Annotated in this window: 24 protein-coding genes; 7 read left to right on the forward strand and 17 right to left on the reverse strand. The window is 71.8% G+C overall.

What is annotated here, in order from left to right; genetic code table 11:
* Nucleotides 1-95 precede the first annotated feature (95 nt).
* Nucleotides 96-2,015: an FtsX-like permease family protein gene (locus CP984_RS09735; RefSeq protein WP_003982519.1), complete on the reverse strand. Its 1,920-nt coding sequence runs from the start codon at nt 2,013-2,015 to the stop codon at nt 96-98.
* Nucleotides 2,016-2,018: 3 nt separating this feature from the next.
* Nucleotides 2,019-2,843 (reverse strand): ABC transporter ATP-binding protein, encoded by an 825-nt coding sequence (locus CP984_RS09740; protein ID WP_003982520.1) that lies wholly within the window; start codon nt 2,841-2,843, stop codon nt 2,019-2,021.
* 173 nt (nt 2,844-3,016) lie between these two features.
* Here CP984_RS09740 and CP984_RS09745 point away from each other — a divergent pair, with 173 nt between their 5' ends.
* Nucleotides 3,017-3,556: a GNAT family N-acetyltransferase gene (locus tag CP984_RS09745; protein WP_003982521.1), complete on the forward strand. Its 540-nt coding sequence runs from the start codon at nt 3,017-3,019 to the stop codon at nt 3,554-3,556.
* A gap of 77 nt (nt 3,557-3,633) precedes the next feature.
* On the opposite strand, the gene kdpC is transcribed toward CP984_RS09745, so the two are convergent.
* The 7 genes from kdpC to CP984_RS09780 all read right to left on the reverse strand — a co-directional run bounded on the left by kdpC (nt 3,634) and on the right by CP984_RS09780 (nt 10,425).
* Nucleotides 3,634-4,287: a potassium-transporting ATPase subunit KdpC gene (gene kdpC / locus CP984_RS09750; protein WP_003982522.1), complete on the reverse strand. Its 654-nt coding sequence runs from the start codon at nt 4,285-4,287 to the stop codon at nt 3,634-3,636.
* A 6-nt stretch (nt 4,288-4,293) separates the two neighbouring features.
* The gene (gene kdpB, locus CP984_RS09755; protein WP_003982523.1) at nt 4,294-6,408 is read right to left on the reverse strand and encodes a potassium-transporting ATPase subunit KdpB; all 2,115 of its coding nucleotides are present in this window, start codon (nt 6,406-6,408) and stop codon (nt 4,294-4,296) included.
* 41 nt (nt 6,409-6,449) lie between these two features.
* Nucleotides 6,450-8,126, reverse strand: coding sequence for a potassium-transporting ATPase subunit KdpA (kdpA, locus tag CP984_RS09760; protein WP_003982524.1), 1,677 nt, complete (start codon nt 8,124-8,126; stop codon nt 6,450-6,452).
* 8 nt (nt 8,127-8,134) lie between these two features.
* On the reverse strand, nt 8,135-8,224 hold the full coding sequence (gene kdpF, locus CP984_RS09765; RefSeq protein ID WP_003982525.1) for a K(+)-transporting ATPase subunit F: 90 nt from the start codon (nt 8,222-8,224) through the stop codon (nt 8,135-8,137).
* Nucleotides 8,225-8,538: 314 nt separating this feature from the next.
* Nucleotides 8,539-9,312: a DUF3710 domain-containing protein gene (locus CP984_RS09770; RefSeq protein WP_030185042.1), complete on the reverse strand. Its 774-nt coding sequence runs from the start codon at nt 9,310-9,312 to the stop codon at nt 8,539-8,541.
* 1 nt (nt 9,313) lies between these two features.
* Nucleotides 9,314-9,835: a dUTP diphosphatase gene (dut, locus tag CP984_RS09775; protein WP_003982527.1), complete on the reverse strand. Its 522-nt coding sequence runs from the start codon at nt 9,833-9,835 to the stop codon at nt 9,314-9,316.
* Nucleotides 9,832-10,425: a PaaI family thioesterase gene (locus CP984_RS09780; protein ID WP_003982528.1), complete on the reverse strand. Its 594-nt coding sequence runs from the start codon at nt 10,423-10,425 to the stop codon at nt 9,832-9,834. The genes dut and CP984_RS09780 overlap by 4 nt, the downstream gene beginning before the upstream one ends.
* 58 nt (nt 10,426-10,483) lie before the next feature.
* Here CP984_RS09780 and CP984_RS09785 point away from each other — a divergent pair, with 58 nt between their 5' ends.
* On the forward strand, nt 10,484-10,927 hold the full coding sequence (locus CP984_RS09785) for a DUF3093 domain-containing protein (RefSeq protein WP_003982529.1): 444 nt from the start codon (nt 10,484-10,486) through the stop codon (nt 10,925-10,927).
* Between the two features lie 135 nt (nt 10,928-11,062).
* Here the strand turns inward: CP984_RS09785 and CP984_RS09790 are convergent, their stop codons facing one another.
* The 4 genes from CP984_RS09790 to CP984_RS09805 form a co-directional block, all read right to left on the reverse strand.
* Entirely contained in the window at nt 11,063-11,899 is an 837-nt protein-coding gene (locus CP984_RS09790; protein ID WP_003982530.1) for a hypothetical protein, read from the reverse strand.
* A 15-nt stretch (nt 11,900-11,914) separates the two neighbouring features.
* Nucleotides 11,915-12,217: a DUF4193 domain-containing protein gene (locus CP984_RS09795; protein ID WP_003982531.1), complete on the reverse strand. Its 303-nt coding sequence runs from the start codon at nt 12,215-12,217 to the stop codon at nt 11,915-11,917.
* Between the two features lie 523 nt (nt 12,218-12,740).
* Nucleotides 12,741-13,991: a sensor histidine kinase gene (locus CP984_RS09800; protein ID WP_003982532.1), complete on the reverse strand. Its 1,251-nt coding sequence runs from the start codon at nt 13,989-13,991 to the stop codon at nt 12,741-12,743.
* A 6-nt stretch (nt 13,992-13,997) separates the two neighbouring features.
* A complete protein-coding gene (locus tag CP984_RS09805; protein WP_003982533.1) occupies nt 13,998-14,651 on the reverse strand; it encodes a response regulator transcription factor in 654 nt (217 codons plus the stop codon).
* Between the two features lie 362 nt (nt 14,652-15,013).
* On the opposite strand from CP984_RS09805, the gene CP984_RS41225 reads away from it, so the two are divergent.
* Nucleotides 15,014-15,187, forward strand: a complete 174-nt coding sequence (locus CP984_RS41225) for a hypothetical protein (RefSeq protein ID WP_003982535.1) — start codon at nt 15,014-15,016, stop codon at nt 15,185-15,187.
* Between the two features lie 84 nt (nt 15,188-15,271).
* Here the strand turns inward: CP984_RS41225 and CP984_RS09810 are convergent, their stop codons facing one another.
* Together CP984_RS09810 and CP984_RS09815 are read right to left on the reverse strand one after the other, a co-directional pair.
* A complete protein-coding gene (locus CP984_RS09810) occupies nt 15,272-16,072 on the reverse strand; it encodes an inositol monophosphatase family protein (RefSeq protein ID WP_003982536.1) in 801 nt (266 codons plus the stop codon).
* Between the two features lie 85 nt (nt 16,073-16,157).
* On the reverse strand, nt 16,158-17,339 hold the full coding sequence (locus CP984_RS09815) for a ferrochelatase (RefSeq protein ID WP_030185040.1): 1,182 nt from the start codon (nt 17,337-17,339) through the stop codon (nt 16,158-16,160).
* 142 nt (nt 17,340-17,481) lie between these two features.
* Here CP984_RS09815 and CP984_RS09820 point away from each other — a divergent pair, with 142 nt between their 5' ends.
* Together CP984_RS09820 and CP984_RS09825 are read left to right on the forward strand one after the other, a co-directional pair.
* Nucleotides 17,482-18,801, forward strand: coding sequence for an MFS transporter (locus tag CP984_RS09820; protein WP_003981816.1), 1,320 nt, complete (start codon nt 17,482-17,484; stop codon nt 18,799-18,801).
* On the forward strand, nt 18,686-20,080 hold the full coding sequence (locus CP984_RS09825) for a D-arabinono-1,4-lactone oxidase (RefSeq protein ID WP_003981817.1): 1,395 nt from the start codon (nt 18,686-18,688) through the stop codon (nt 20,078-20,080). The genes CP984_RS09820 and CP984_RS09825 overlap by 116 nt, the downstream gene beginning before the upstream one ends.
* Before the next feature lie 296 nt (nt 20,081-20,376).
* Here the strand turns inward: CP984_RS09825 and CP984_RS09830 are convergent, their stop codons facing one another.
* Entirely contained in the window at nt 20,377-21,504 is a 1,128-nt protein-coding gene (locus CP984_RS09830; protein ID WP_003981818.1) for a hypothetical protein, read from the reverse strand.
* A gap of 496 nt (nt 21,505-22,000) precedes the next feature.
* Between CP984_RS09830 and sepH the strand changes: the two genes are divergently transcribed.
* Entirely contained in the window at nt 22,001-23,062 is a 1,062-nt protein-coding gene (sepH, locus tag CP984_RS09835) for a septation protein SepH (RefSeq protein WP_003981819.1), read from the forward strand.
* Between the two features lie 49 nt (nt 23,063-23,111).
* Here sepH and CP984_RS09840 read toward each other — a convergent pair whose 3' ends face one another.
* Entirely contained in the window at nt 23,112-23,948 is an 837-nt protein-coding gene (locus CP984_RS09840; protein ID WP_003981820.1) for a sulfurtransferase, read from the reverse strand.
* A gap of 261 nt (nt 23,949-24,209) precedes the next feature.
* Here CP984_RS09840 and CP984_RS09845 point away from each other — a divergent pair, with 261 nt between their 5' ends.
* Complete coding sequence (locus CP984_RS09845; RefSeq protein ID WP_030185034.1) at nt 24,210-24,986, forward strand: VOC family protein; 777 nt, start codon at nt 24,210-24,212, stop codon at nt 24,984-24,986.
* Nucleotides 24,987-25,001: the final 15 nt, after the last annotated feature.

Genomic DNA, 25,001 nt, shown 5'->3' on the forward strand with positions numbered 1-25,001 from the left:
GACCACACACCGGCACAAAAGGTGCAGGTGGCGGCTGGGGGGCGGGTCTTTACGGGACTCTGATACGGGTGGGGGTGTGCGGGGGTGGTGGGGGCCTACCCGGTCCCCCGCAAGGCCGCCGCCGGGCGGTGCCGTAGGGCGATGCGGGTGGTCACGATCCCTGTTGTGAGGGCGAGGAGGCCCGCGCCGCCCAGGATGAGGGCGACGGTGCCGGGCGCGAGGTGTGGGGTCGGCGAGCCGGTCAGGGCCTGGCTGAACACCGCGAGCACCGCTCCGGCCACCGCCGCCCCGACGAGGAGCGCGGCGATGACGACCACGGCGTTCTCCAGGCGCATCATGCGGGCGACCTGGCCGCGGGTCGCGCCCACCAGGCGCAGGAGCGCGAACTCGCCGGAACGTTCCATCGTGGTCATCACCAGGGTGTTCACGACCGAGATCGAGGTGAAGGCCGTCACCACCAGCAGGAGCAGATAGGTGGCGGTCATGGAGGCGTCCCGGTCGCGCAGGGCCTCGGCGCGGTGCGTGGCGTGGTCGAGCACCTGCCAGGACGGCTGGTTCCTGTGCAGGGACGCCAGGCTGTCGGCCAGCTGCCGCTGGGCGCCGGGGGCGGCACGTACGTACACCACGTCCAGGAGCGGCCGCTCGCCGTCCAGGTGCCGTGCGGCCAGCCGCTGCGGGAGGACGGCTTCGCCGAAGCCCCTGGAGCGGGTGTAGACCGCCGTGACGTGCAGCTTCTCCGTCCGGTCGTCCTCCATGGAGACCGTCGCCGTATCGCCGACGCGTACGTGTGCGCGCTGCGCCAGGTCCGTACTCAGGGCGATGTCCCGCGGGCCGAGACGGCCGACGCTCCCAGCGCTGACCCCCAGGTCGAGGACCTTGTCCAGCGGCCCGTCGGTGACGGCCTGCGCCATGCCGGACGGGCCCTTGAGCGCGTCCTTGTCGGTGAGCACGGTGATGTACGTCCCCGTGGCGCCCACCGCGGCCCCGGCCCCCGGCACCGTACCGGCCGTGTGCGCGGCAGAGACCGGCAAGCCCGGCCCGTCACTGCGTACCAACTCGTCGGCGACCAGCCGCTGACGCTCCTGATGCCACTGCTCGTCCCACTTCATCTGCGGGACGAGCAGGGCGACGGCCGCGAAAGCGACCGTGAGGGACAGTGGCCCCGCGGCGGCGCCCAGCCGCCGATAGCCGCTGCCGAGGTTGCTCTTCACCAGCAGCCCGATGGAGGGGAACAGGGCCCGGCACAGCACTCCGAAGACGCCTCCCGCCAGCTTGCCCACCCACGGGCTGAGCAGGGCGACGGCGACCATCAGGACCATGACCATGCTCACGGCCGTGTTCGCGGCATCCGAGCCGCCCGAACTGCCGATCGCCACGAGCCCCCAGATCCCCGCCGCCAGGACCGCCAGGCCGAGGCAGGTGCGGATCGCCCCGACGCGCCGGCGGGGCACCGACGCTTCGCCCAGCGCCGGCAACGCGCGGACCCGGGAGGCCCGTCTGCCACTGCTCCACACGGCCGCTTCGGCGGTCACCCAGCAGATCAGCACGGCGGTCAGCACACTGACCGGGCCGAAGCCGAGCGGGAAGGCGGACGGGATCATGCCCCGGGCCACCAGCCAGGCCCGCAGCCCGTCCGCCAGGAGCACGCCGAGTCCGCAGCCCGGGACGGCGGCGACAGCGGTGATGACGAGCACTTCGTAGGCGATCAGCCGGCGGACCTGGCCGGGGGTCGCGGCGATGGCGCGCAGCAGGGCGATCTCCCGCGTCCGCTGCTGGACCGACAGGGAGAAGGTGCCCGCCACCGCGAAGGCCATGACGAACAGGCAGACGAAGCCGAACGGAACGACGAAGGACACCACATCCGCGCCGCCCTGCGCCGGGGACGCTCCGGCCCCGGCGTCGAGCAGCACCGCGCAGGAGGTGGTCAGGACCAGTGCGCAGAGCATGGTGACGAACGAACCGGCGAAGGACACTTTGCGGGACCGGATGGTCCACCACGCCAGTGGGAGGAGCACGGCTCACACTCCCAGACGGGTCATGCGCTCGGCGATGGCCTCCGCCGACGTCCGGTGCAGGACATCGGTGACGCGTCCGTCCGCCAACAGCAGCACGGCGTCGGCGTACGAGGCGGCCACCGGATCGTGGGTCACCATCAGGACCGTCTGCCCGACCTCGTCCACGAGTTGGCGCAGGAGTTCCAGTACGTTGCGTGCCGAGGTGGTGTCCAGGGCTCCGGTGGGCTCGTCGGCGAATACCACTTCGGGACGGGTGATCAGGGCTCGGGCGATGGCCACACGCTGCTGCTGGCCGCCGGACAGTTCGCCGGGCCGGTGCTTGCGGCGGTCGGTGAGGCCGACGTAGGCGAGCAGTTGCTCCAGCCAGCCGGTGTCGAGGCGCAGGCGGCGGCCGGCCAGCCGTACCGGGAGGGTGATGTTCTGTTCCGCCGTCAGCGCCGGGAGAAGATTGAATCCCTGGAAGACGAATCCGACGCGTTCGCGCCGTAATTGGGTCAGTTGTCGCTCGTTCAGCGGGGCCAGGTCCCGGCCGGCGATCTCCACCGTCCCCCGGTCCGGGCGTTCCAGGCCGGAAGCGCAGTGCAGGAACGTGCTCTTGCCCGATCCGGAGGGGCCCATGACGGCGGTGAACGATCCGTAGGGTAACTCCGCCGTGACATCGTCGAGCGCCGTGACGGCGGCTCTGCCGCTGCCGTGCGACTTGGTCACGCTGTTGAGGCGCACTGCCCAGGGGGAATGCCGTGCCCCGGCGTCTCCCCTGGACCGGCTGGGGGCCGCCGCCCCGTCCTCGTGGTGGTGGTAGATCGCCGAGCCTGCGTGCTTGTCCACGAACGTTCTCTTTCCTCAAGGAACACCGCGCGCGGCGGCCAACGCCCGCCTCGCGCAAACCCGGTCGTCATAGCACGGCGGCTCGCACCCAGCAGGCGCTGCGCACGGCCGGTGCGCTCTTTCACGCCACGAAACAACTGGCTCTCCCCCACCCGTTCCGGGATCATCCCCCCATGACCGACGCACACCCCCTCCTCGCCCACACCGCCGAACTCGACGCCCGCACCCGCGCCGCGGCCAAAGCCCTCCTCCACGACGTCTTCGAAGGCGACATGACCGACGAGGACTGGGACCATGCCCTGGGTGGTGTGCATGCCCTGGTGTGGGAGGGCGAGGAGCTGATCGGGCACGCTTCGGTGGTGCAGCGTCAGATGGTGCATGCCGGACGGCCTCTGCGGTGCGGTTACGTGGAGGGGGTCGGCGTCCGCGCGGACCGGCGTGGGCGGGGGCATGGGGCGGCCATGATGACGGCTCTGGAGCGGGTCGTACGCGACGCCTACGACCTGGGCGCCCTCAGTGCGTCCGACGGGGCCGCCGACTTCTACGCGGCGCGGGGCTGGCAGCTGTGGCGCGGCCCCTCGTACACGCTGGCCCCGGGCGGGCTGGAGCGTACCGAGGAGGAGGACGGCGGGATCTATGTGCTGCCGGGGGCTGTGCCGCTGGATCTGACGGGGGACTTGGCTTGTGATTGGCGGAGTGGGGACGTCTGGTAGCAGGCGGCCGGTAGCGCGCGTACGGGAACGGGGGCGGGCCGGTGGTGTGCACCACCGGCCCGCCGTAAAGCACCTGCCTACTTGGTCAGTTCCCGCAGCCCCATGTTCAGCTTCAGGACATTGACCCTGGGCTCCCCCATGAAGCCCAGGACGCGGCCCTCGGTCGTGTCCTCCACCAGGCGTTCGACCTTTGCGCGGTCCAGGTGGTTTTCCTTGGCTACGCGGTTGACCTGGAGTTTCGCGTACGCCGGGGAGATGTCCGGGTCGAGGCCGGAGCCGGAGGAGGTGACGGCGTCGGCGGGGACCTGGGACTGGGGGACGCCGTAGGTGTCGGCGACCCACTGCTTGCGTTCCTTGACGGCGGCGATCAGGTCGGTGTTGGTGGCGCCCTGGTTGGTGGCACCGGAGACCTGGAGGTCGTACTGGGTGTTGACGTCGTTGGTCTTGTTGCTGCCGAGTCCCGCGGACGGGCGGGGCTGGAAGTAGCGCAGGTCCGGGATGGGGTTGCCCTTGCTGTCCTTGCCCTTGTCGTAGCGTTGGCCGAGGAGTTCGGAGCCGACGGCCTTGCCGTTCTGTGTCACCTCGGAGCCGTTGGCCTTGCCGTTGAAGGCGGCCTGGGCGATGCCGGTGACGACGAGCGGATAGATCACGCCGCAGACCACGGTCAGGACGAGCAGGGCGCGCAGCCCGGCGCCGAAGAGGCGGGCACTGTTGCGTACCGCGTTGTTCATGGGGAATCACCCGATCCCGGGGATCAGCGAGATGAGCAGGTCGATGAGTTTGATGCCGATGAACGGGGCGATCAGGCCGCCCAGTCCGTAGATGCCGAGGTTGCGGCGGAGCATCCGGTCCGCGCTCACCGGGCGGTAGCGCACGCCCTTGAGGGCCAGCGGGACCAGCGCCACGATGATCAGCGCGTTGAAGATGATCGCGGACAGGATCGCGGACTGCGAGCTGTGCAGCCGCATGATGTTGAGCGTGTCCAGGCCCGGGTAGGCCACCGCGAACATCGCCGGGATGATCGCGAAGTACTTCGCGACGTCGTTGGCGATCGAGAAGGTGGTCAGGGCGCCCCGGGTGATCAGGAGCTGTTTGCCGATCTCGACGATCTCGATGAGCTTGGTCGGGTTGGAGTCCAGGTCCACCATGTTCCCGGCCTCCTTGGCGGCCGAGGTGCCGGTGTTCATGGCCACGCCGACGTCCGCCTGGGCCAGCGCCGGCGCGTCGTTGGTGCCGTCGCCGGTCATGGCGACCAGCTTGCCGCCGGCCTGTTCGCGCTTGATCAGCGCCATCTTGTCCTCGGGCGTGGCCTCCGCGAGGAAGTCGTCCACGCCCGCCTCGTCGGCGATGGCCTTGGCCGTCAGCGGGTTGTCGCCCGTGATCATGACGGTCTTGATGCCCATCTTGCGCAACTCGACGAAGCGTTCGCGCATGCCGTCCTTGACGACGTCCTTGAGGTGGATGACGCCCAGGACGCGAGCGCCCCGCTCGTCCTCCAGGGCGACCAGCAGCGGCGTACCGCCCGCCTCGGAGATGCCGTTGGCCAGCCGGTCGGCGTCGTCGGGGACCGTGCCGCCGCTCTCGCGCACCCAGGCGATGACGGAGCCGGTCGCGCCCTTGCGGACCCGGCGTACGGTGCCGTGCTCGGTCACGTCCACGCCCGACATGCGGGTCTGGGCGGTGAAGGGCACCCACGTCGCGTCGACCAGTTCGCCCTGGTGGCGCTCGCGCAGCCCGTACTTCTCCTTGGCGAGGACGACGATGGAGCGGCCCTCGGGGGTCTCGTCGGCGAGTGAGGACAGCTGGGCCGCGTCCGCGACCTCGGCCTCCGTGACGCCCTTGACCGGTACGAACTCGGCGGCCTGGCGGTTGCCGAGGGTGATGGTGCCGGTCTTGTCGAGCAGCAGCGTCGAGACGTCGCCGGCGGCCTCGACCGCGCGCCCGGACATCGCCAGGACGTTGCGCTGGACCAGCCGGTCCATGCCCGCGATGCCGATGGCCGACAGCAGCGCGCCGATCGTCGTGGGGATCAGGCAGACCAGCAGCGCCAGCAGCACGATCATGGGCTGTTCGGCGCCCGCGTAGACCGCGAACGGCTGGAGCGTGACGACGGCCAGCAGGAAGACGACGGTGAGCGAGGCGAGCAGGATGTTCAGCGCGATCTCGTTCGGCGTCTTCTGCCGGGCGGCGCCCTCGACCAGGTTGATCATCCGGTCGATGAAGGTCTCGCCGGGCTTGGTGGTGATCTTGATGACGATACGGTCGGAGAGCACCTTCGTACCGCCGGTGACCGCGGACCGGTCCCCGCCGGACTCGCGGATGACCGGCGCCGACTCGCCCGTGATGGCCGACTCGTCGACCGACGCGACGCCCTCGACGACATCGCCGTCACCGGGGATGATGTCGCCCGCCTCGCAGACGACGAGGTCGCCGATGCGCAGGTCGGTGCCGGGCACCTGCTCCTCGGTGTCGCCGCTCAGCCGGCGGGCCACGGTGTCCGTCTTGGCCTTGCGCAGCGTGTCCGCCTGCGCCTTGCCGCGGCCCTCGGCCACCGCCTCCGCCAGGTTGGCGAAGATCACCGTGAGCCAGAGCCAGACGGCGATGGCCCAGCCGAACCAGTCCCCCGGCGACATCAGCGCGAAGACCGTGGTCAGCACCGAGCCGACCTCGACCACGAACATCACCGGGGACTTGACCATCACCCGGGGGTCCAGCTTGCGCATCGCGTCCGGCAGCGACTTGACCAGCTGCTTGGGGTCGAAGAGCCCCCCGCCGACGCGGCCGTCGCCGTCCGGCTGGTGCCCTGCGGGCACGTCCTGGTGGGGCGCGCGGGTCGGTGTTGCGGTGGACATGGAGCGGCGCTCCTCTTGCTGTGCGTCGTTTACGTCGGTGGTCACGACAGCCCCTCCGCGATCGGGCCGAGCGCCAGTGCCGGGAAGTACGTCAGACCGGTGATGATCAGGATCGTGCCGACCAGCAGCCCCGCGAAGAGCGGCTTCTCGGTACGGAGCGTGCCGGCGGTCTCCGGGACCGGCTTCTGCCCGGCGAGCGAGCCGGCCAGCGCCAGGACGAACACCATCGGCAGGAAGCGGCCGAGCAGCATCGCCAGCCCGATCGTGGTGTTGTACCAGGGGGTGTTGGCGTTCAGGCCGCCGAAGGCCGAGCCGTTGTTGTTGGCGCCGGAGGTGAAGGCGTACAGCACCTCGGAGAAGCCGTGCGGTCCGGCGCCCAGCGCCTTGGTGTTGAGGATCGAGCCGAGCGCGTCCGGCAGCACCATCGAGGCGGCGGTGAAGCCGAGCACCAGCGTCGGGGTGATGAGGATGTAGCAGGCCGCGAGCTTGATCTCGCGGGTGCCGATCTTCTTGCCCAGGTACTCGGGGGTACGGCCCACCATCAGGCCCGCGATGAACACCGCGATGACGGCCATCACGAGCATGCCGTACAGGCCGGAGCCGACGCCGCCGGGCGCGATCTCGCCGAGCATCATGCCCAGCAGCTGGATGCCGCCGCCGAAGGCGGTGAAGGAGTCGTGGAAGGAGTCCACGGCGCCGGTCGAGGTGAGGGTGGTGGCCACCGAGAAGATCGACGAGCCGCCGATCCCGAAGCGCGTCTCCTTGCCCTCCAGCGCGCCGCCGGCCGCCTGGAGCGCCGGGCCGCCGTGCGCGAACTCGGTCCACATCATCAGGGCGGTGAAGCCGAGCCAGATGACGCCCATGGTGGCCAGGACCGCGTAGCCCTGCCGTACGTTGCCGACCAGCTTGCCGAAGGTACGGGTCAGCGAGAACGGGATGACCAGGATGAGGAAGACCTCGAAGAGGTTGGTGAACCCGTTGGGGTTCTCGAAGGGGTGGGCCGAGTTGGCGTTGAAGTAACCGCCCCCGTTGGTGCCCAGCTCCTTGATGACCTCCTGGGAGGCGACCGCGCCGCCGTTGGTCTGCTGGGTGCCGCCCATGAACTGCCCGACCTCGTGGATACCGGAGAAGTTCTGGATGGCGCCGCACGCGACGAGGACGAGCGCCCCGATCACGGCGATCGGTATCAGCACCCGCACGGTGCCGCGTACCAGGTCGGCCCAGAAGTTGCCGAGGTCCCCGGTACGGGCGCGGGAGAAGCCGCGTACGAGGGCGATCGCGACGGCCATGCCGGTCGCGGCCGAGACGAAGTTCTGCACCGCCAGACCGGCCGTCTGCACGACGTGGCCCATGGCCTGTTCGCCGCTGTACGACTGCCAGTTGGTGTTGGCCACAAAGGACGCGGCGGTGTTGAACGCCTGGTCCGGACTGATAGAGGCGAAGCCGAACGACAGCGGCAGGCTGCCCTGCAGCCGCTGGAGCAGGTAGAGGAAGAGCACTCCGGCAAGGGAGAACGCGAGGACGCCTCGCAGGTACGCGGGCCAGCGCATCTCGGTGTCCGGATTGGCGCCGATGCAGCGGTAGATGATCTTTTCGACGCGCAGGTGCTTGCGGGAGCTGTACGTGGCGGCCATGTAGTCGCCGAGGGGGCGGTACGCCAGGGCGAGCGCGGCCACGAGCGCGATGAGCTGGAGCACGCCGGCCAGGATGGGGCTCATAGGGACGCTCAGAACCTCTCCGGGAAGACGAGGGCGAGGACCAGGTAGCCGAGCAGGGCGACGGCGACGATCAGACCGACGACGTTCTCGATGGTCACAGCTTCGTCACCCCCTTGGCGACGAGCGCCACCAGCGCGAAGACCGCGAGCGTGGCGACGACGAAGGCCACGTCGGCCATCGTGTGCTCCTAGTGGGATCGGTGAATCTGACCCCTAGAGCAAACCCCCAACCCGACCGTTTCCGACCGCCGTTGACGCCTCCCTTACGGCCATTAGCGCCGCATTGACGATTCTCATACGCTTCCCGCTCTGACCTGCACAAACGCGGATGGGCCGCACTCCTTGGGAGGGAGTGCGGCCCATCGGGGGCGTGCTGTTTCGGCCGTGGAGGGGCCTTGCGCGGGCGCCGCGCGTCAGCGGATCTCGGTGATTTCCGGGCCCCGTTCCAGGCGCTCCACGCCGCCGCCGAAGCGGGAGGTTTCGGCGGATTCCTGTTGGACGCCGTCGGGGACCATCTGGGCGTCGTCGGGGAGCTTGAGGACGATGGGGTCGCGGGGGGCCATGGGGGCCTCGCCGCGGACGACCACGGTGTCCCGGAAGATGTGCTCCAGGATGCCGGCGGCCTCGGGCTGGACCGCGCCCTGGCCGGAGATGACGCCGCGCAGGAACCAGCGGGGGCCGTCGACGCCGACGAAGCGCACGACCTGGACGCCGTTGGTGCCGTCCGGGAGCTGGACCGGGACCTGGGCGCGCAGTTCCCAGCCGAGCGGGCCCTCGACCTCGTCGATGACGCCGCCCTGCTGGGTGATGCCCGCGCCGATCTCCTCGCGGACCTCGCCCCAGATGCCCTCCTTCTTGGGGGCGGCGAACGCCTGGAGCTGTACGGCGCTGTCCTGGAGGACCACGGTCGCGGCGACGATCGCGTCGCCCGCGACCTCCACGCGCAGCTCCATGCCTTCCACGCCGGGCACGAACAGGCCGCCCAGGTCGACCCGTCCCTCGGCGGGGTCCGAGACCTCGGAGAGGTCCCAGGGGCCGTCGGGCCGCGGGGCGGGCGGCAGGTTCACGCGCCGCTCCTCCTCGGCGGGCCCGGCTGCCTCGTCCACGGAGTCCGAGGCCGTCGCGTCGGCTTCCGCCGCGCGGGCCGGCTCTGCGGGAGCCTCGTTCTTCTTGCGACGTCCGAACACGTCACTGTCCTTCCCGGTCGGCACCGACCGATGCGTATCCATTCCCACCCGTGGAGCCGTCCACCGCCGCATGACCGCCGGTGGAACCGAATCCCCCCTCGGCCCGCGCCGAGCCGGGAAGTTCCGCCACCTCGTGGAAGCGCACCTTCTCGACCTGCTGGACGACCAGTTGGGCGATCCGGTCGAACCTCTCGAACCGCACACGTTCGCGCGGGTCCAGATTGACCACGATCACCTTGATTTCCCCACGGTACCCGGCATCCACCGTCCCGGGGGCATTCACGAGCGCCACTCCGCAGCGGGCGGCCAGGCCCGAGCGGGGGTGCACGAACGCCGCGTACCCGTCGGGCAGTGCGATCGAGACCCCGGTCGGCAGCACCGCCCGCTCCCCCGGGGCGAGTTCCGCCGCCTCGGTGGTCACCAGGTCGGCGCCGGCGTCACCGGGGTGGCCGTAGGCGGGCAGCGGAACGTCCGGGTCCAGACGCCGGATCAGCACATCCACCGGGTTGCGTACCTGACTCACGGGTTCACCTCAAAAGCACGAGCTCGCCTGACCTGGTCCGGATCGGCCATCGCGGCCTGGATCTCGGCCGGCCGTCCGTTGTCGATGAAGTGGTCGATCTTCACCTCGATGAACACCGCGTCCGCGCGTACCGCGACCGGTCCTTCGGGCCCGCCGATGCGGCCCACCGCCGTCGAGTAGATCTTCCGGCCGTGGACGGCGGTTATCTCCGCGTCCAGGTGCAGGACCGTACCGACCGGTACGGGCCGTCGGAAGTCGGTCTCCAGGCGGCCGGTCACCGCGATCACCCGCAGCAGCCAGTTCAGCGCGCCCAGCGTCTCGTCCAGGGCGGTGGCCAGCACGCCGCCGTGCGCCAGGCCCGGCGCGCCCTGATGGGCCTCCTTGACCGTGAACTCGGCGGTCACCCGCACGCCCTCCTCGGCGCGGGCCTGCAGCTGCAGGCCGTGGGCCTGCGCCGCGCCGCAGCCGAAGCAGTGGTCGTAGTGCGCGCCGAGGAGTTCCCCGGGCGCGGGGGCGTCGGGATGCCGCACCGGGGCGACGGCGTCGGCCGGTGGCGTCAGCCGCGTCGGGGCCTTGTCGGTTCCACTCACGAGTGCAGACCCTACCCGCGCGGCCAACCGGCCCGCGCCGCCGTGCCAAGCTGGAGTCATGCAGTCGTACGAAGAACGCCTCACCGCGCCCCGCTCCTGGTGGGTGATCGCCGGCCTGATCGGTGTGGCCTGCGCCCTGATGCTGCTCCCGCTGGGGACGCTGCCCATGCTCGGCGGCCTGATCGGCGGCGCGGCGCTGGCCGCGGTGGCGGTCAGCTCGTACGGCTCGGTGCGGATCCGTGTGGTGGGCGACGCGCTGATCGCGGGCGACGCCCGGATCCCGGTCTCGGCGCTGGGCGAGGCCCGGGTGCTGGATCCGGAGGAGGCGGTGGCCTGGCGTACGCACAAGGCCGACACCCGCGCCTTCATGCTGCTGCGCAGCTACGTACGGACCGCGGTACGGGTCGAGATCACCGACCCGGAGGACCCGACTCCGTACGCCTACCTCTCGACCCGCGAGCCGGAGCGCCTGGTGGCCGCGCTGGCGGCCGTACGGGCCTGAACCGCCCCCGGACCAGGCGGCGCGGGCGGCCGGGGCGCCACGGTGCGCACAGCGGCCTTTTCGGGGGTGCGGGGGAAAGACCCCGGGGTGACGGGAGAGGCGTAGCGGGCCCTCGGTGGGCGGCCGGGGCGGCTCTCAGCGGGCGGCGCGCGGCGGCAGGGCCGTCGTCGCGGGCTCCGGCAGGGCTTCCCACGGCACCTGCTTCGTGCGCAGGTCCGCGCGGACCTTGTCCGCGAGCTTCTTGGTGTCCCGCCGGTTCATGAACGCGCCGACCGCGGCGCCGACCATGAACGGGGTGAGGTTCGGCAGATTGCGCAGCGTGCGCTTCATGATCTGCTGGCGCAGTTCGCGCTTCATCTGTCCGCCGAGCGCCGCGTTGACCGTCGTGGGTTTCGTGACGTCGATGCCGCGCTCCTCGGTCCACGCGGCCAGGTAGGCGGTGCTGCGCTGGGCGAGGCTGCCGTGCGGACGCAGGCCGTAGACCTCGTGGAGCTCGGCGATGAGCTTGATCTCCACGGAGGCCACACCGACGATCTCGGCGGCCAGCTCGGCCGGCATGGCGGGCGGCACCGGCAGCATCGCCGCCGCACCCACCCCCGCGCCGACGGTGGCCGTGCCCCGGGTGGCTCCGGCGACGAGCTTGTCGGCCAGTTCCTCGGGGGTCAGGCCGGGAAACTGGCGGCGCAGCGTCGCCAGGTCGCGGACCGGGATCCGCGGGGCGTTGTCGATGATGCGCTCGGCGACCGCCGACAGGCCCTTGCGGAAGCCCGCGCGGCCCTTTCTGGCACCGCGGCCCACAGCCGCCGCGAGCGAGGCCGCACGGCCTCGCTCCTCCACTGCACCGGTCGTCCGCTCCGCGGGGAGGGCGGTCGGGTCGGCGGGCACGGGCGCGGTTTCGTCACGTGAGCGTGCGCCGGCCGCCGGGCCTTCCTCGCCCTTGCGTCCCTTGCGGAACGGGTTCACGCCTGCCACGGCGTAGTCCGGTCCTCAGGCCGCGCAGTCGCGGCAGATCGGCTGGCCGTTCTTGTCCTCCGCGGCCAGCTGGCTGCGGTGGTGGACCAGGAAGCAGCTCATGCAGGTGAACTCGTCCTGCTGCTTGGGCAGCACCCGGACGGCGAGTTCCTCGTTGGAAAGGTCGGCGCCGGGCAGTTCCAGGCCCTCGGCCTGCTCGAACTCGTCGACGTCGACGGCCGAGGCGGACTTGTCGTTCCGCCGCGACTTCAGTTCTTCGATGCTGTCCTCGTTGAGGTCGTCATCTGTCTTGCGTGGGGTGTCGTAATCCGTAGCCATGTCGCTCTCCCCCTCTGGGTGTCTGCGGTGTCTCCAGCGCACGTAACGCGTGAGAGGCCGGACTTGTGCCCGACCTGAGGCGGAGATTTTGCCTCACATCAAGGTCTGTTACTCAATCGACACCCAACCGCACCCCTGAAGAGGTGATCGGTTTGGATGGCGATCAGGACCGTACACGGTCCGAATGTCGCACCTCGCGCACGCCATCACGTGTACTTCCCGTGATCAAGGGCCTGGGAAACCCGGATTTTCCCGGCCTTCCGCCGACCGCGCCGATCACGGAGAGTGGATGGCTCGAACCCCGCGCCTGTGAGGGATCACACACGAACGGGCCGTCGGGCGGACCGTAGGAATTCAGCGCAAAGCGAACTCGGCGAAGGATCCATGGCCGCCCACCGTCCCGTCAAGCCGGGGTAGCCGCTGTGCGGAGGGCGACCAAGGGTGCCAAGAGACCGGGTCCCGGGTCAAAACGGACACCCCGGCCCTCGGCACCCCGCCGTCACGGCGGCTCCCCCAGCCCCCCTCACACGGGCAGGACGACGCGCATCTCCAGGCCGCCGCCCTCGCGGGGCGTCGCCGTGATGGTGCCGTCGTGGGCGCGCACCACGGACCGCACGATGGACAGGCCCAGGCCGACGCCCTTGTCGCTGCCGGTGCGCTCGGTACGGAGGCGGCGGAACGGCTCGAAGAGGTTCTCCACCTCGTACGCCGGGACCGCCGGGCCGGTATTGGAGACGACCAGCACCGCGCAGCCCTGCTGCGGCTCCGTGGTCACTTCCACCCAGCCCTCGTCCTTGATGTTGTAGCGCACCGCGTTCTGTACGAGGTTGAGCGCGATGCGCTCCAGGAGGACGCCGTTGCCCTGGACGAACGCCTGCTGCCGTACACCGCGGATCTCCACGCCCTTGGCCTGGGCCTCGGCGCGGGCCTGGTCGAGGGCCTGGGAGGCGACCTCGGCCAGATCGACCGGTTTCTTGTCGACGATCTTGTTCTCGCTGCGGGCGAGCAGCAGCAGGCCCTCGACCAGCTGCTCGCTGCGCTCGTTGGTCGCCAGCAGTGTCTTGCCGAGCTGCGCCAGCTCCGGCGACGCGTCCGGATCGGCGAGCTGCACCTCCAGCAGCGTGCGGTTGATCGCCAACGGGGTGCGCAGCTCGTGCGAGGCGTTGGCGACGAAACGGCGCTGGGACTCGAATGCCCGGTCCAGGCGGTCGAGCATCTCGTCGAAGGTGTCGGCCAGCTCCTTGAGCTCGTCGTCCGGACCGCCCAGCTCGATACGGCGGTGCAGATCCGAGCCCGCCACGCGCTGCGCGGTCCGGGTGATCCGGCCCAGCGGCGACAGGACACGGCCGGCCATCGCGTACCCGAAGGCGAACGCGACGACGGTCAGGCCCAGCAGCGCCAGCAGGGAGCGGTTGAGCAGGGTGTTCAGGGCCTGCGCCCGCTGGTGCTGGAGGCAGCTCTGGATCGCCTGGGTGAAGATCTCACCCGAGCTCTCATTGGGCAGGTTGCAGACGTTGCTGGTGGCCGCGAAGTTGCCGCGCAGGATCTTGACGGGCAGCTCGCTGCCTTCCTGGAGCGCGTTGGCTGCCAGCATGTAGATGATCGTGAGCAGCACGATGCCGGCCATCAGGAACATGCCGCCGTACAGCAGCGTGAGCCGTATCCGGATGGTCGGGCGCAGCCAGGGGAAGGGCCGGACGTTGACCGGCTTGGGGTCCCAGGTGGGCTTGGGCGGGGTGGTGGGCGGGGTGGGCGTCCTGGACGAGGTGGGCATCGCCGATCAGATCCGGTACCCCGAGCCCGGCACCGTGACGATGACCGCCGGCTCGCCCAGCTTGCGGCGCAGGGTCATGACCGTGACCCGTACGACGTTCGTGAACGGATCGGTGTTCTCGTCCCAGGCCTTCTCCAGCAGCTGCTCGGCCGAGACGACCGTGCCCTCGCTGCGCATCAGCACCTCCAGCACCGCGAACTCCTTCGGCGCGAGCTGGACCTCCTTGCCGTCGCGGAAGACCTCGCGGCGGTTCGGGTCCAGCTTGATGCCGGCCCGCTCCAGTACGGGCGGCAGGGCGACCGTCGTACGGCGGCCCAGGGCCCGTACGCGGGCGGTCAGCTCGGTGAAGGCGAACGGCTTGGGGAGGTAGTCGTCCGCACCGATCTCCAGGCCCTCGACGCGGTCGCTGACGTCGCCGGAGGCGGTGAGCATCAGCACCCGGGTGGGCAGGCCCAGCTCGACGATCCGGCGGCAGACGTCGTCGCCGTGCACCAGTGGAAGGTCCCGGTCCAGCACGACCACGTCGTAGTCATTGATTTCGATGCGTTCCTGGGCGGCCGCGCCGTCGTACACCACGTCGACGGCCATGGCCTCCCGGCGCAGCCCGGTGGCCACCGCATCGGCGAGCAGCTGCTCGTCCTCGACGACGAGAACACGCACGTCGCTAGTCCTTCCTCACAGCCCTGGACGTACCGGGGCACGGCAAAATCGGAGCCCCTCCATCCTGCCCCGAACAGCTGTAAACCGGCAGTAAGGGGGGTGGCCGGTGGTGTACGGGACCATCGGCCCGGGACCCGGGGTCCCCACGGCGGGCCACCGGAACGCCGTCCTTCGGCCCCTTCCCGAATTGTCGGGCCGCTTGAGGTTTCCGTGAGGTTGCCGCTGGGGAGGACGACTGCACACCCGCGATCACGCCCTGTACGGCGCCATTTCGCGCTCTGATCCATCGCAGGGACCACGCCGTGATCGTCCCACCCGTCGGCACACCCCCGTGCCACCGACCCACGACGAGGGGGCGCACCATGGACGCGTTCACCGCAGGCATTCTGCAGCGCATACGGAACACCGAAGCCGACCTGGACCGGGCCCGCGAGGCGGGCGACGACTTCCTCGTCGAGGTGGAGCAGGCCGAGCTGGAGGATCTGCAGCGCCTTGCCAGCGAGCACGGCGTACAGGTCACCGCAGCCACCGCCTGAGCACCTCCCGGCCCCGTTTGACGACGGCAGCGCCCCGGCCCCGCGAAGGGACCGGGGCGCTGTCGTGTGCGGGGATGGGGCCGCTCAGTCGTGCCAGGCGCCCAGCTCCTCCAGCAGCGGCTGGAGGGTCGCGAACACGTCCGGCGAGGCGGCCACGGCCAGGTCGTTCGAGACCGGCTCGCCGGGGCGGCCGCCGGTCAGCGCGCCGGCCTCGCGGGCGATCAGGTCGCCGGCCGCCATGTCCCACGCGTTCAGCCCGCGCTCGTAGTAGCCGTCGAGGCGGCCGCAGGCCACGTCGCACAGATCGATCGCGGCCGAGCCGCCCCGCCGGATGTCGCGGACCCGCGGCAGCAGGGTGCGCAGCACCTCGGCCTGGGCGGCACGGCGCTCGCTCAGGTAGGCGAAGCCCGTGCCGATCAGGGCCTGGGAGAGCGGCGGGGCGGGGCGGCAGTGGACCGGCTCGCCGTTGCGGTACGCGCCGCCGCCCAGGACCGCGTGGTACGTCTCGCCGCGCATCGGCGCCGCCACCACACCGGCGACGGTCTCGCCGTCCTTCTCGGCGGCGATGGACACCGCCCAGGACGGCAGCCCGTACAGGTAGTTGACCGTGCCGTCGACCGGGTCGATGACCCAGCGCACCCCGCTGCTGCCCACGACGCTGGCGCCCTCCTCCCCCAGGAAGCCGTCGGCGGGGCGCCGCTCGGCGAGGAAGCCGGTGATCAGCTTCTCGCTGGCGAGGTCCATCTCGGTGACGACGTCGATGGGGCTGGTCTTGGTGGCGGCCACGCCCAGGTCGGCGGGGCGGCCGTCGCGCAGCAGCTCACCCGCGCGGCGGGCGGCCTCCAGGGCCAGGTCGAGAAGTTCGGCGTACAGCGGGTCGGTCACGGTGCTCCTTGGCTCTGCGGGCGGCCGCTCGGGACGGCCGTGCGGGGCGGCGCGGGGCCGCCGTCAGCGGGCTCGGTACGGGTGCCTATCCCTGGGCCTCCGTCACCGGCCCCGTCCAGTCCGCGCCCGCGGCGGCCGGGCGCGGCATGCGGGCCGGGCAGCAGCCGATCGGGCACAGGTCGTGGCTGGGGCCCAGCGCGCCGAGGGCGCAGCGCGCCGGGGCGCCGCCCTGCTCGGCGGCGGCGCGCTCCAGCACCAGGTCGCGGACGGCCGCGGCGAAGCGCGGGTCGGCGCCGACGGTGGCGGAGCGGGCGACCGGCAGGCCCAGTTCGGCGGCCTTGGCGGTGGCTTCGGTGTCGAGGTCGTACTTGACCTCCATGTGGTCCGAGACGAAGCCGATGGGGGCCATGACCACGGCGGGGACGCCGGCGCGGTGCACCTCTTCGAGGTGGTCGCAGATGTCCGGCTCCAGCCAGGGGATGTGCGGGGCGCCGCTGCGGGACTGGTAGACCAGCCGCCACGGGTGGTCCACGCCGGTCTCCTCGCGGACCGCGTCGGCGATCACCCGGGCCACGTCCAGGTGCTGGGCGACGTACGCGCCGCCCTCGCCGTCCTCGGTGTGGTCCGCCGGGGTGCCGGAGGTGTCGGCGGCGGCGGTCGGGATGGAGTGGGTGGTGAAGGCGATGTGCGCGCGGTCGCGGACGTCCGTGGGGAGTTCGGCGAGCGAGGCGAGCACGCCGTCGACCATGGGGCGCACGAAGCCGGGGTGGTTGAAGTAGTGCCGCAGCTTGTCGACCTGGGGCACGGGCAGGCCGTCGGCCTGGAGGGTGGCCAGCGCGTCGGCCAGGTTCTCGCGGTACTGGCGGCAGCCGGAGTACGAGGCGTAGGCGCTGGTGGCGAGGACGGCGATGCGGCGGCGGCCGTCGCGGACCATCTCGCGCAGCGTGTCGACCAGGTAGGGCGCCCAGTTGCGGTTGCCCCAGTAGACGGGCAGATCCAGGCCGTTTTCGGCGAAGTCCTTGCGCAGGGCGTCCAGCAGCTCGCGGTTCTGCGCGTTGATCGGGCTGACGCCGCCGAACAGGAAGTAGTGCTGACCCACCTCTTTCAGGCGCTCGCGGGGGATGCCACGGCCGCGGGTGACGTTCTCCAGGAAGGGGACGACGTCGTCCGGACCTTCGGGGCCGCCGAAGGACAGCAGCAGCAGGGCGTCGTAGGGACCGGGGGTCCCCCCGGCGGTCGAGAGGGGCGGATCGCACTGTTCGGGCATGACTTCGATCCTGCCACCAGCCACTGACAGGCGGAAAACCGGAGGCGCCCACGCGGGCACCGCGCGTAAGCTGTGTCGGCCCCCGACATGCCTTACCGACCGCCGGGCCCCCGGTGGCCGGCCCTCACCGGCGGAGTCCTCCTTGCCCAGCCCCTACCGCGCCCTCTTCGTCACCCCCGGAACCAGGTCCTTCACGGCGGCCGGCTTCCTGGGCCGGATGACGCTCTCCATGGCGAGCATCGGCATCGTCACGATGGTCTCCCTGCTCACCGGCCGGTACGGCCTGGCGGGCGCGCTGGCGGCGACCGTGGCGCTGGCCTCGGCCGTGCTCAGCCCCCAGGTCTCCCGGCTGGTGGACCGGCACGGCCAGCGCCGGGTGCTGCGCCCGGTCACCCTGATCTCGGCCGCGGCCATGGCGGGTCTGCTGGTGAGCGCGCAGCAGGGCTGGCCGGACTGGACGCTGTTCGTCTTCACCGCGTGCTCGGGCTGCGTGCCGAGCGTCGGCGCGATGGTCCGGGCCCGCTGGGCGACGGTCCACCAGGACGCGCCGCGGCTGCTGCACACCGCGTACTCCTGGGAGTCGATCGTCGACGAGGTGTGCTTCATCATCGGGCCGATCCTCTCCATCGGCCTGTGCACCTCCTGGTTCCCCGAGGCGGGCCCGCTGCTGGCGACGGTCTTCCTGGTGGCCGGGGTCTTCTGGCTCACCGCGCAGCGCGCGACCGAACCGCCGACGCATCCGCGCGAACACCACGGCAAGGGCTCGGCGTTGCGCTCGCGCGGCCTGCAGGTGCTGGTGCTCACGTTCACGGCGACCGGCGCGATCTTCGGGGCGATCGACGTGGTGACGCTGGCGTTCGCCGAGGAGCAGGGCCACCAGGGGGCCGCCAGCCTGGTGCTGGCGACCTACGCGCTCGGCTCGTGCACCGCCGGCGTCGTCTTCGGCATGCTGCACTTCAAGGGCCCGGCCGCCCGGCGGTGGCTGGTGGGTGTATGTGCGATGGCCGTGAGTATGATCCCGCTCCAACTGGTCGGGAACCTGCCGCTCCTGGCCGTGGCGCTCTTCTTCGCGGGCCTGGCCATCGCGCCGACGATGGTGACCACCATGGCCCTCGTCGAGCAGCACGTACCGCGCGCGAACCTGACCGAGGGCATGACCTGGACCAGCACCGGGCTCGCGGTCGGTGTGGCGCTCGGCTCGTCGGCCGCCGGCTGGGTGGTGGACGCGGCCGGGGCCGGGCGCGGCTACCTGGTGCCGGCCGTGGCGGGGGCGCTCGCGGCGGCGGTGGCGTTCCTCGGATACCGCCGGCTGCGGCCGGCGCCGCAGCGTGAGGGGACGGGCGCAGATGGCCGAGGCACAGAGGACGACCGGCAGGACGGACACGGGCACGCGGACGGGCGCGGCCCGGACGGTACGGACGCGGACGGCACGGGGGAAGGCGCCCCGGCCCGCCTGGCGTAACTGGGCGGGCAACGTCACCGTACGGCCGGCGCGGAGCGTCGCACCGGCCTCCACCGAGGAACTGGCCGCCGCGATCCGCGGAGCGGCGGCCGACGGGCTGACGGTCAAGGCGGCCGGTACCGGCCACTCCTTCACCGCGGCCGCCGCCACCGACGGGCTTCTCATACGGCCCGAGCGCCTGACCGGCATACGGAAGGTGGACCCCGCCGCCGGCACCGTGACCGTGGCGGCGGGCACCACGCTCAAGCACCTCAATCAGGCACTCGCCTCGCACGGCCTGTCGCTGGCCAACATGGGCGACATCATGGAGCAGACGGTCTCCGGCGCGGTCAGTACCGGCACGCACGGCACCGGCCGCGACTCGGCGTCCGTCGCCGCGCAGCTCACCGGGCTCGAACTGGTCACGGCGGACGGCTCGGTGCTCACCTGCTCCGCCACCGAGAACCCGGAAGTCTTCGCGGCGGCCCGGGTGGGGCTGGGCGCGCTGGGCGTGATCAGCTCGGTCACCTTCACGGTGGAGCCCCAGTTCTGGCTGGCGGCCCGCGAGGAGCCGATGCCGTTCGAGCAGGTGACGGCCGAATTCGACCGGCTCGTCGCCGAGAACGAGCACTTCGAGTTCTACTGGTTCCCCCACACAGGCAACTGCAACACCAAGCGCAACAACCGCAGCCTGGGCCCCGCCGCCCCGCTCGGCCGGATCAGCGGCTGGATCGACGACGAACTGCTCTCCAACGGGGTCTTCCGCGCCGCGTGCGCCGTCGGCCGGGCGGTGCCCGCAACCGTTCCGGGCATCGCCCGCCTCTCCAGCCGGGCGCTGTCCGCCCGTGCGTACACCGACATCCCGTACAAGGTCTTCACCAGCCCGCGCCGGGTGCGCTTCATGGAGATGGAGTACGCACTGCCGCGGGAGGCCGCCGTGGCGGCACTGCGCGAGGTGCGGACGCTGGTGGAGCGCTCGGGCTTCCGGGTGAGCTTCCCGGTGGAGGTGCGCACCGCGCCGGCCGACGACATCCCGCTGTCGACCGCCTCCGCGCGGGACACCGCCTATCTCGCCGTGCACATGTACCGGGGCACGCCGTACCGGGCGTTCTTCAGCGCGGCCGAGCGGATCATGACGGCGCACGGCGGCCGGCCGCACTGGGGGAAGCTGCACAGCCGCGACGCCGCGTACCTCTCCGGCGTCTACCCGCAATTCGCGGAGTTCACCGCGCTGCGCGACCGGCTGGACCCCGGGCGCCTGTTCACCAACGCCTACCTGCGACGGGTTCTGGGTTCGTGACGCCGACGGCCGTTCCGCATGCCCCCCGGACGGCTGAATCGCTCAGCCGGCCTAACGTCCTGGACGGATGAACGGGCCGGCCGCTCCACGGGCCCGGCAGCACGACGGCCCGGACCGGCGTGCTGCCGGGTCCGGGCCGGTCGGCCGCCGCCCGCGCGGGGCGGCCGGCCGCGTTCTCGGGGCCAAAGGGATTCGGTCCCGTTGCGCCACGGAATTCCGTCCCCGTACCGAAGGGGATTGGGTCCTTGCGCGAGGCGGCATTTAGTCCCGCGCGGGCGCGGATTTCCGTACCGCGTTCACGAGGATTTCGGGTCCGGCGCCTGCTGTCCGCCGGGCTGCTGCTTGTTCCGGTCGCTCGAATCGCCCTGGGAACCGTCCTTGGAGTCGTCACCGCCCTTGCCGGTGTCGCCGCCGGCGGACTTGGACGGCTGCGGGCTCGGCGGCGGGGTGGGCTTGCCGCTCTTGCCCGGGTCCGGGCTCGGCGAGGACGACTGCCCCGTACCGCCGGTGGTGCCGTCCTTGTCGCGGCCGGTGCCGGTGGAACCACTGGGGCCGGGCGACGGGGTGCCGCCCGTCGTGCCGTCACCGTGCGAGGTGCCGGGCGACGGCGACTCGGTGGCGGGCGGCGTCTTGTCCTCCGACTTGTGCCCGCCGCCGCCCGTCAGGACGTTGCCCACGGAGGTTCCCTTGCCGCCGGAAGCGTCCTGACCGGTCACCAGCTCTACGCAGGTGACCGCGCCCATCGACAGCACGAAGATGGCCAGCGCGGCCAGGGCCGGGCGCTTCCAGCCGCGCAGCCGGGTGCCGTACGTGGCGGTGCTGACCTCGTCGGGCCGCGGCACCGCGGTGGCCCCGGCCGGGCGGTCGCCGGGGCGTACCTGCCCCAGCGCCACGGTCCGGTCGTCGAGCCGCGGCACCATCTGCGTCCGGTCGGTGGGCCGGCCTCCCGTTCCGGCCTGCCCGAGGAGCCGCGTGGCGTCCGCGTCCGGCGCGTCGGCCTGCGGCAGCAGCTGCGTACGGTCCGCACCGTCGGCCGCGCGCGGGTCCTTGGCGGCGACGGAGGTGATCTCGTCCTCCGCCCCCGAGCGGTCGAAGGTGGGCAGCACCAGACCGGCGCCGGTCCCCGCCCCGGGCTCCGTCGGTCTGCGTTTGACCGAGGAGCGCCGCGGTTTCGGCCGGGTGCCGACCGTCGCGACCTCCTTGAGCTGCTCGCCGGTGCGCCGGAAGAGGTGCTGGAAGAGCGAGCCACCGGTGGTGGCCACGACACTCACCACACCCGCGCCGATGATGGTCCCGTACACGCCGAGCTGTCCGGCGAGAAACGCGGCGACGGCGGCCGCGAGGGCACTGCCCGCGACCTGAGCGACGCTCAGGTCGAGCCGTTTCTCCTTGCTTTTTGTGTCGGTATCGCTTTTGTCGTCCATCTCCAGCCTTTGATCGCCCCTTCGATCCATCTTGCACGGACAAGTGACCTATGAGCGAAGCCGGTAGTTCCGATTCTGCGGATTCTGTGAACCTCGCCACCCGTCACGCGGTGTAGAGAGATCGACAAGGCGACCAACTCCCTTGGCGCTGGTGAACTTCGGCGGCGCGGCGGTCCACCTCAGTGGCCCGAATGGAGTACTGTGGCGAGCCCTGGCCCCGGAATCCCGTCCGGCTGCCCGAATACGGGGGAAGGGGCCGGCAGGTGGCACTCACCCCCGGGTGCCGCCACCGGGCACGGGTGACTGGGAGCAGGAACAGGACATGGTCACTGAGCGTTGCGAACAGGTAACCGTGTCATAACGGCGTTTCTGGGCCAAGCCTCGACACGCCGGGTAACTCGGCAATGTTGTGGCAGGCTGCACCCGGGCAGGCCACACTCGACTAGCGGAAGCAGCGACGCACGTGACGTCGGCAGGCACCACCCGGGAGGTCCCCATGCCCGAACTGCGTGTCGTGGCCGTCTCCAACGACGGCACACGGCTGGTGCTCAAAGCTGCGGACAGCACCGAGTACACGCTTCCGATCGACGAACGGCTGCGCGCCGCGGTCCGCAACGACCGCGCGCGGCTCGGCCAGATCGAGATCGAGGTCGAGAGCCACCTGCGCCCACGGGACATCCAGGCCCGTATAAGGGCCGGTGCGTCCGCCGAGGAGGTCGCCCAGCTCGCCGGCATCCCGGTCGACCGGGTACGCCGGTTCGAGGGCCCGGTGCTCGCCGAGCGCGCGTTCATGGCCGAGCGCGCCCGTAAGACACCCGTACGCCGCCCCGGGGAGAACACCGGCCCGCAGCTCGGTGAGGCCGTCGCGGAGCGGCTGCTGCTGCGCGGCGCCGACAAGGACTCCGTACAGTGGGACTCCTGGCGGCGCGACGACGGCACCTGGGAAGTGCTGCTGGTCTACCGGGTCGCGACCGAGCCGCACTCGGCGAGCTGGACCTACGACCCGCCCCGGCGGCTCGTCCAGGCCGTCGACGACGAGGCGCGGGCGCTGATCGGCGAGACCGACGACACCCCGGAGCCCAGCTTCCCCTTCGTGCCGCGCATCGCGCGGCTGCCGCGCGACCGTCCGCTGGATCGCGCCCTGGACCGCCAGTCCCAGGACCGCGACCGCGATCGCGACCGTACGGGCGGCGAGGACGACGAGCAGGTGCGGGCGGCGGACGGTTCGGGCGAGCGCGACTCGCTCACCAGCCTCCTGGAGGCGGTGCCCAGCTTCCGGGGCGACATGGTCGTGCCGGAGGCCCCGAAGGTGCCGCAGCAGGAGGAGGCGGCCGAGGAGGAGGAGCTGGAGGAGCCGGCCGCTCCGGCGGCGAGCGCGGGCGCGGGCTCGGCCTACGCCGATGTGCTCATGCCGCGGGCGGTGGCCGGTCACCGCGACCGTCTGACGGGCACCACCGACCGCCAGGCCGAGGCCGACGGCGTCCGGCCGGGGCGCCGGGCCGCCGTGCCGAGCTGGGACGAGATCGTCTTCGGGACGCGGCGCAAGAAACCGGAATGAGACCCTCCGGCCGGGCGGCGAAGCCCGGCCGGAAAGCCTTCCCCAGGCGTCAGCCCGGCTGGGCCCCGGTGGCCACCGGGCGGGTCGGGTCCGCCGACCACTCGCTCCAGGAGCCCACGTACAGCGCCGCCGGCACCCCCGCCACGGCCAGCGCCAGTACCTCCTGCGCGGCGGAGACGCCCGAACCGCAGTAGACCCCGACCTCGGTGTCCGGGGTGGCCCCGAGGGCCGAGAAACGGCCGGCCAGCTCGGCGGGCGGCAGGAACGTACCGTCGGCGGTGAGGTTCTCGGTCGTCGGCGCGGACAGCGCGCCGGGGATGTGCCCGGCGACGCGGTCGATGGGCTCCACCTCGCCGCGGTAGCGCTCACCGGCCCGCGCGTCCAGGAGGACGCCCCGCCGGGCCAGGGCCGCCGCCTCGTCCGCCGTCAGCAGTGGCAGCGCGCCGGGCGCCGCGGCGAAGTCGCCGACCTCCGGGGACGGTACGTCGGTGCTCAGCGCGCCGCCGGACGCGGTCCAGGCGGCCAAGCCGCCGTCCAGGACGCGTACCGAGGCGTGCCCGGTGTAGCGCAGCATCCACCAGGCGCGGGCCGCCGACCACCCTTGGGCGCCGTCGTAGACGACGACCGGACGGTCCGCGCGGACCCCGGCGCGGCGCATGGTCTCGGCGAAGGCGTCGAGGTCTGGGAGCGGGTGACGGCCGGCCGGGCCCGCGGGCCCGGCGAGTTCGGCGTCCATGTCCACGTAGACCGCGCCGGGTACGTGCCCGGCCTCGTACTCGGGACGGCCGGGCGGGCCGCCGAGCCGGTAGCGGACGTCAAGCAGGACCGGCGGCGTCCCGGACGCCAGCTCCTCCGCCAGCTCGGCTGCGGTGATAAGGGGATTCATGGGGGTCATCCTCGCGCAAGGGCGGGCCCGCCCTGAAGGCGGTCTCCGGGCCCGGCGCCGCCGGAACAGCGCGTCCCCGAACGGCAACGTCACCGAAACGGATGCGAAACATCAAATCGGGCATGTTCCCACGGGAACGCGCCGAAGACGGCGCGGCCGGGGCACGCACCGGATGAGGGGTGCGAGCATCTGCACGGGACGGCGCACTCGCGCCCGGTCCCCGCACGGCCACCACCCCGATGGTCCGAGGAGAGAGTGACGATGACGACCGAGGCAACGACTCGGCGGACGCCCGGCGCGCCTTGCTGGGTGAGTCTCATGGTGCACGACCTGGCCGCGACCGAGCAGTTCTACGGCGCGCTGTTCGGCTGGGAGTTCAAACCGGGACCGCAGCACTTCGGTCCGTACGTCCGGGCGTATCTGCAGGGGCGGGAGGTGGCCGGGATCGGGGAACTGGCACCCGAACGTCAGCTTCGCGTCGCCTGGACCACGTATCTCGCGAGTGACGACGCGGACGCGGCGGCTGAGCAGATCCGCGGCTGCGGCGGCACGGTCGCGGTCGGGCCGCTGGACGCGGACGACGAGGCCGGACGGATGGCGATCGCCTCCGACCCGCAGGGCGCCGTCTTCGGGCTGTGGCAGGGCAAGGAGATGGTGGGCGCGGCGCTGGTCGGGGTGCCCGGCACGCCGGTGTGGAACGAGCTGGTGACCCGCGGCACGGACGTCGCCGCCTTCTACCGGTCGGTGTTCGGCTACGAGACCCACCTGGAGCCCGCGGCCGGTGACGACTACCTGACGCTGCATCTGAAGGGCCGGCCGGTGGCGGGCGTCCACGGCGCGGGCGACGCCCTGCCGCGCGAGCCGGGGCCGCACTGGGTGACGTATTTCGCCACCGCGGACACCGATGCCGCGGTACGGCGGGTGGTGGAGCTGGGCGGCCAGGAGGTCCGGGCGGCCAGGGACACCCCGTACGGGCGGGTGGCGATGGTGGCCGACCCGGAGGGGGCGGAGTTCGCCCTGCTCCAGCAGAACGAGTGAGCGGCCGGGTACGGG

It is taken from the genome of Streptomyces rimosus (genome assembly GCF_008704655.1).
In the GTDB taxonomy this organism is placed as follows: Bacteria; Actinomycetota; Actinomycetes; order Streptomycetales; family Streptomycetaceae; genus Streptomyces; species Streptomyces rimosus.

Bases quoted from the DNA above. Each gene is read 5' to 3' on its own strand.
- CP984_RS09800 (WP_003982532.1), bottom strand. From the start codon at position 13,991: ATGCCCACCTCGTCCAGGACGCCCACCCCGCCCACCACCCCGCCCAAG.
- CP984_RS09845 (WP_030185034.1), top strand. From the start codon at position 24,210: ATGACGACCGAGGCAACGACTCGGCGGACGCCCGGCGCGCCTTGCTGG.
- CP984_RS09795 (WP_003982531.1), bottom strand. From the start codon at position 12,217: ATGGCTACGGATTACGACACCCCACGCAAGACAGATGACGACCTCAAC.
- CP984_RS09785 (WP_003982529.1), top strand. From the start codon at position 10,484: ATGCAGTCGTACGAAGAACGCCTCACCGCGCCCCGCTCCTGGTGGGTG.
- CP984_RS09840 (WP_003981820.1), bottom strand. From the start codon at position 23,948: ATGAATCCCCTTATCACCGCAGCCGAGCTGGCGGAGGAGCTGGCGTCC.
- kdpC (WP_003982522.1), bottom strand. From the start codon at position 4,287: ATGAACAACGCGGTACGCAACAGTGCCCGCCTCTTCGGCGCCGGGCTG.
- kdpB (WP_003982523.1), bottom strand. From the start codon at position 6,408: ATGTCCACCGCAACACCGACCCGCGCGCCCCACCAGGACGTGCCCGCA.
- CP984_RS41225 (WP_003982535.1), top strand. From the start codon at position 15,014: ATGGACGCGTTCACCGCAGGCATTCTGCAGCGCATACGGAACACCGAA.
- CP984_RS09815 (WP_030185040.1), bottom strand. From the start codon at position 17,339: ATGCCCGAACAGTGCGATCCGCCCCTCTCGACCGCCGGGGGGACCCCC.
- CP984_RS09830 (WP_003981818.1), bottom strand. From the start codon at position 21,504: ATGGACGACAAAAGCGATACCGACACAAAAAGCAAGGAGAAACGGCTC.
- CP984_RS09825 (WP_003981817.1), top strand. From the start codon at position 18,686: ATGGCCGAGGCACAGAGGACGACCGGCAGGACGGACACGGGCACGCGG.
- sepH (WP_003981819.1), top strand. From the start codon at position 22,001: ATGCCCGAACTGCGTGTCGTGGCCGTCTCCAACGACGGCACACGGCTG.
- CP984_RS09745 (WP_003982521.1), top strand. From the start codon at position 3,017: ATGACCGACGCACACCCCCTCCTCGCCCACACCGCCGAACTCGACGCC.
- kdpA (WP_003982524.1), bottom strand. From the start codon at position 8,126: ATGAGCCCCATCCTGGCCGGCGTGCTCCAGCTCATCGCGCTCGTGGCC.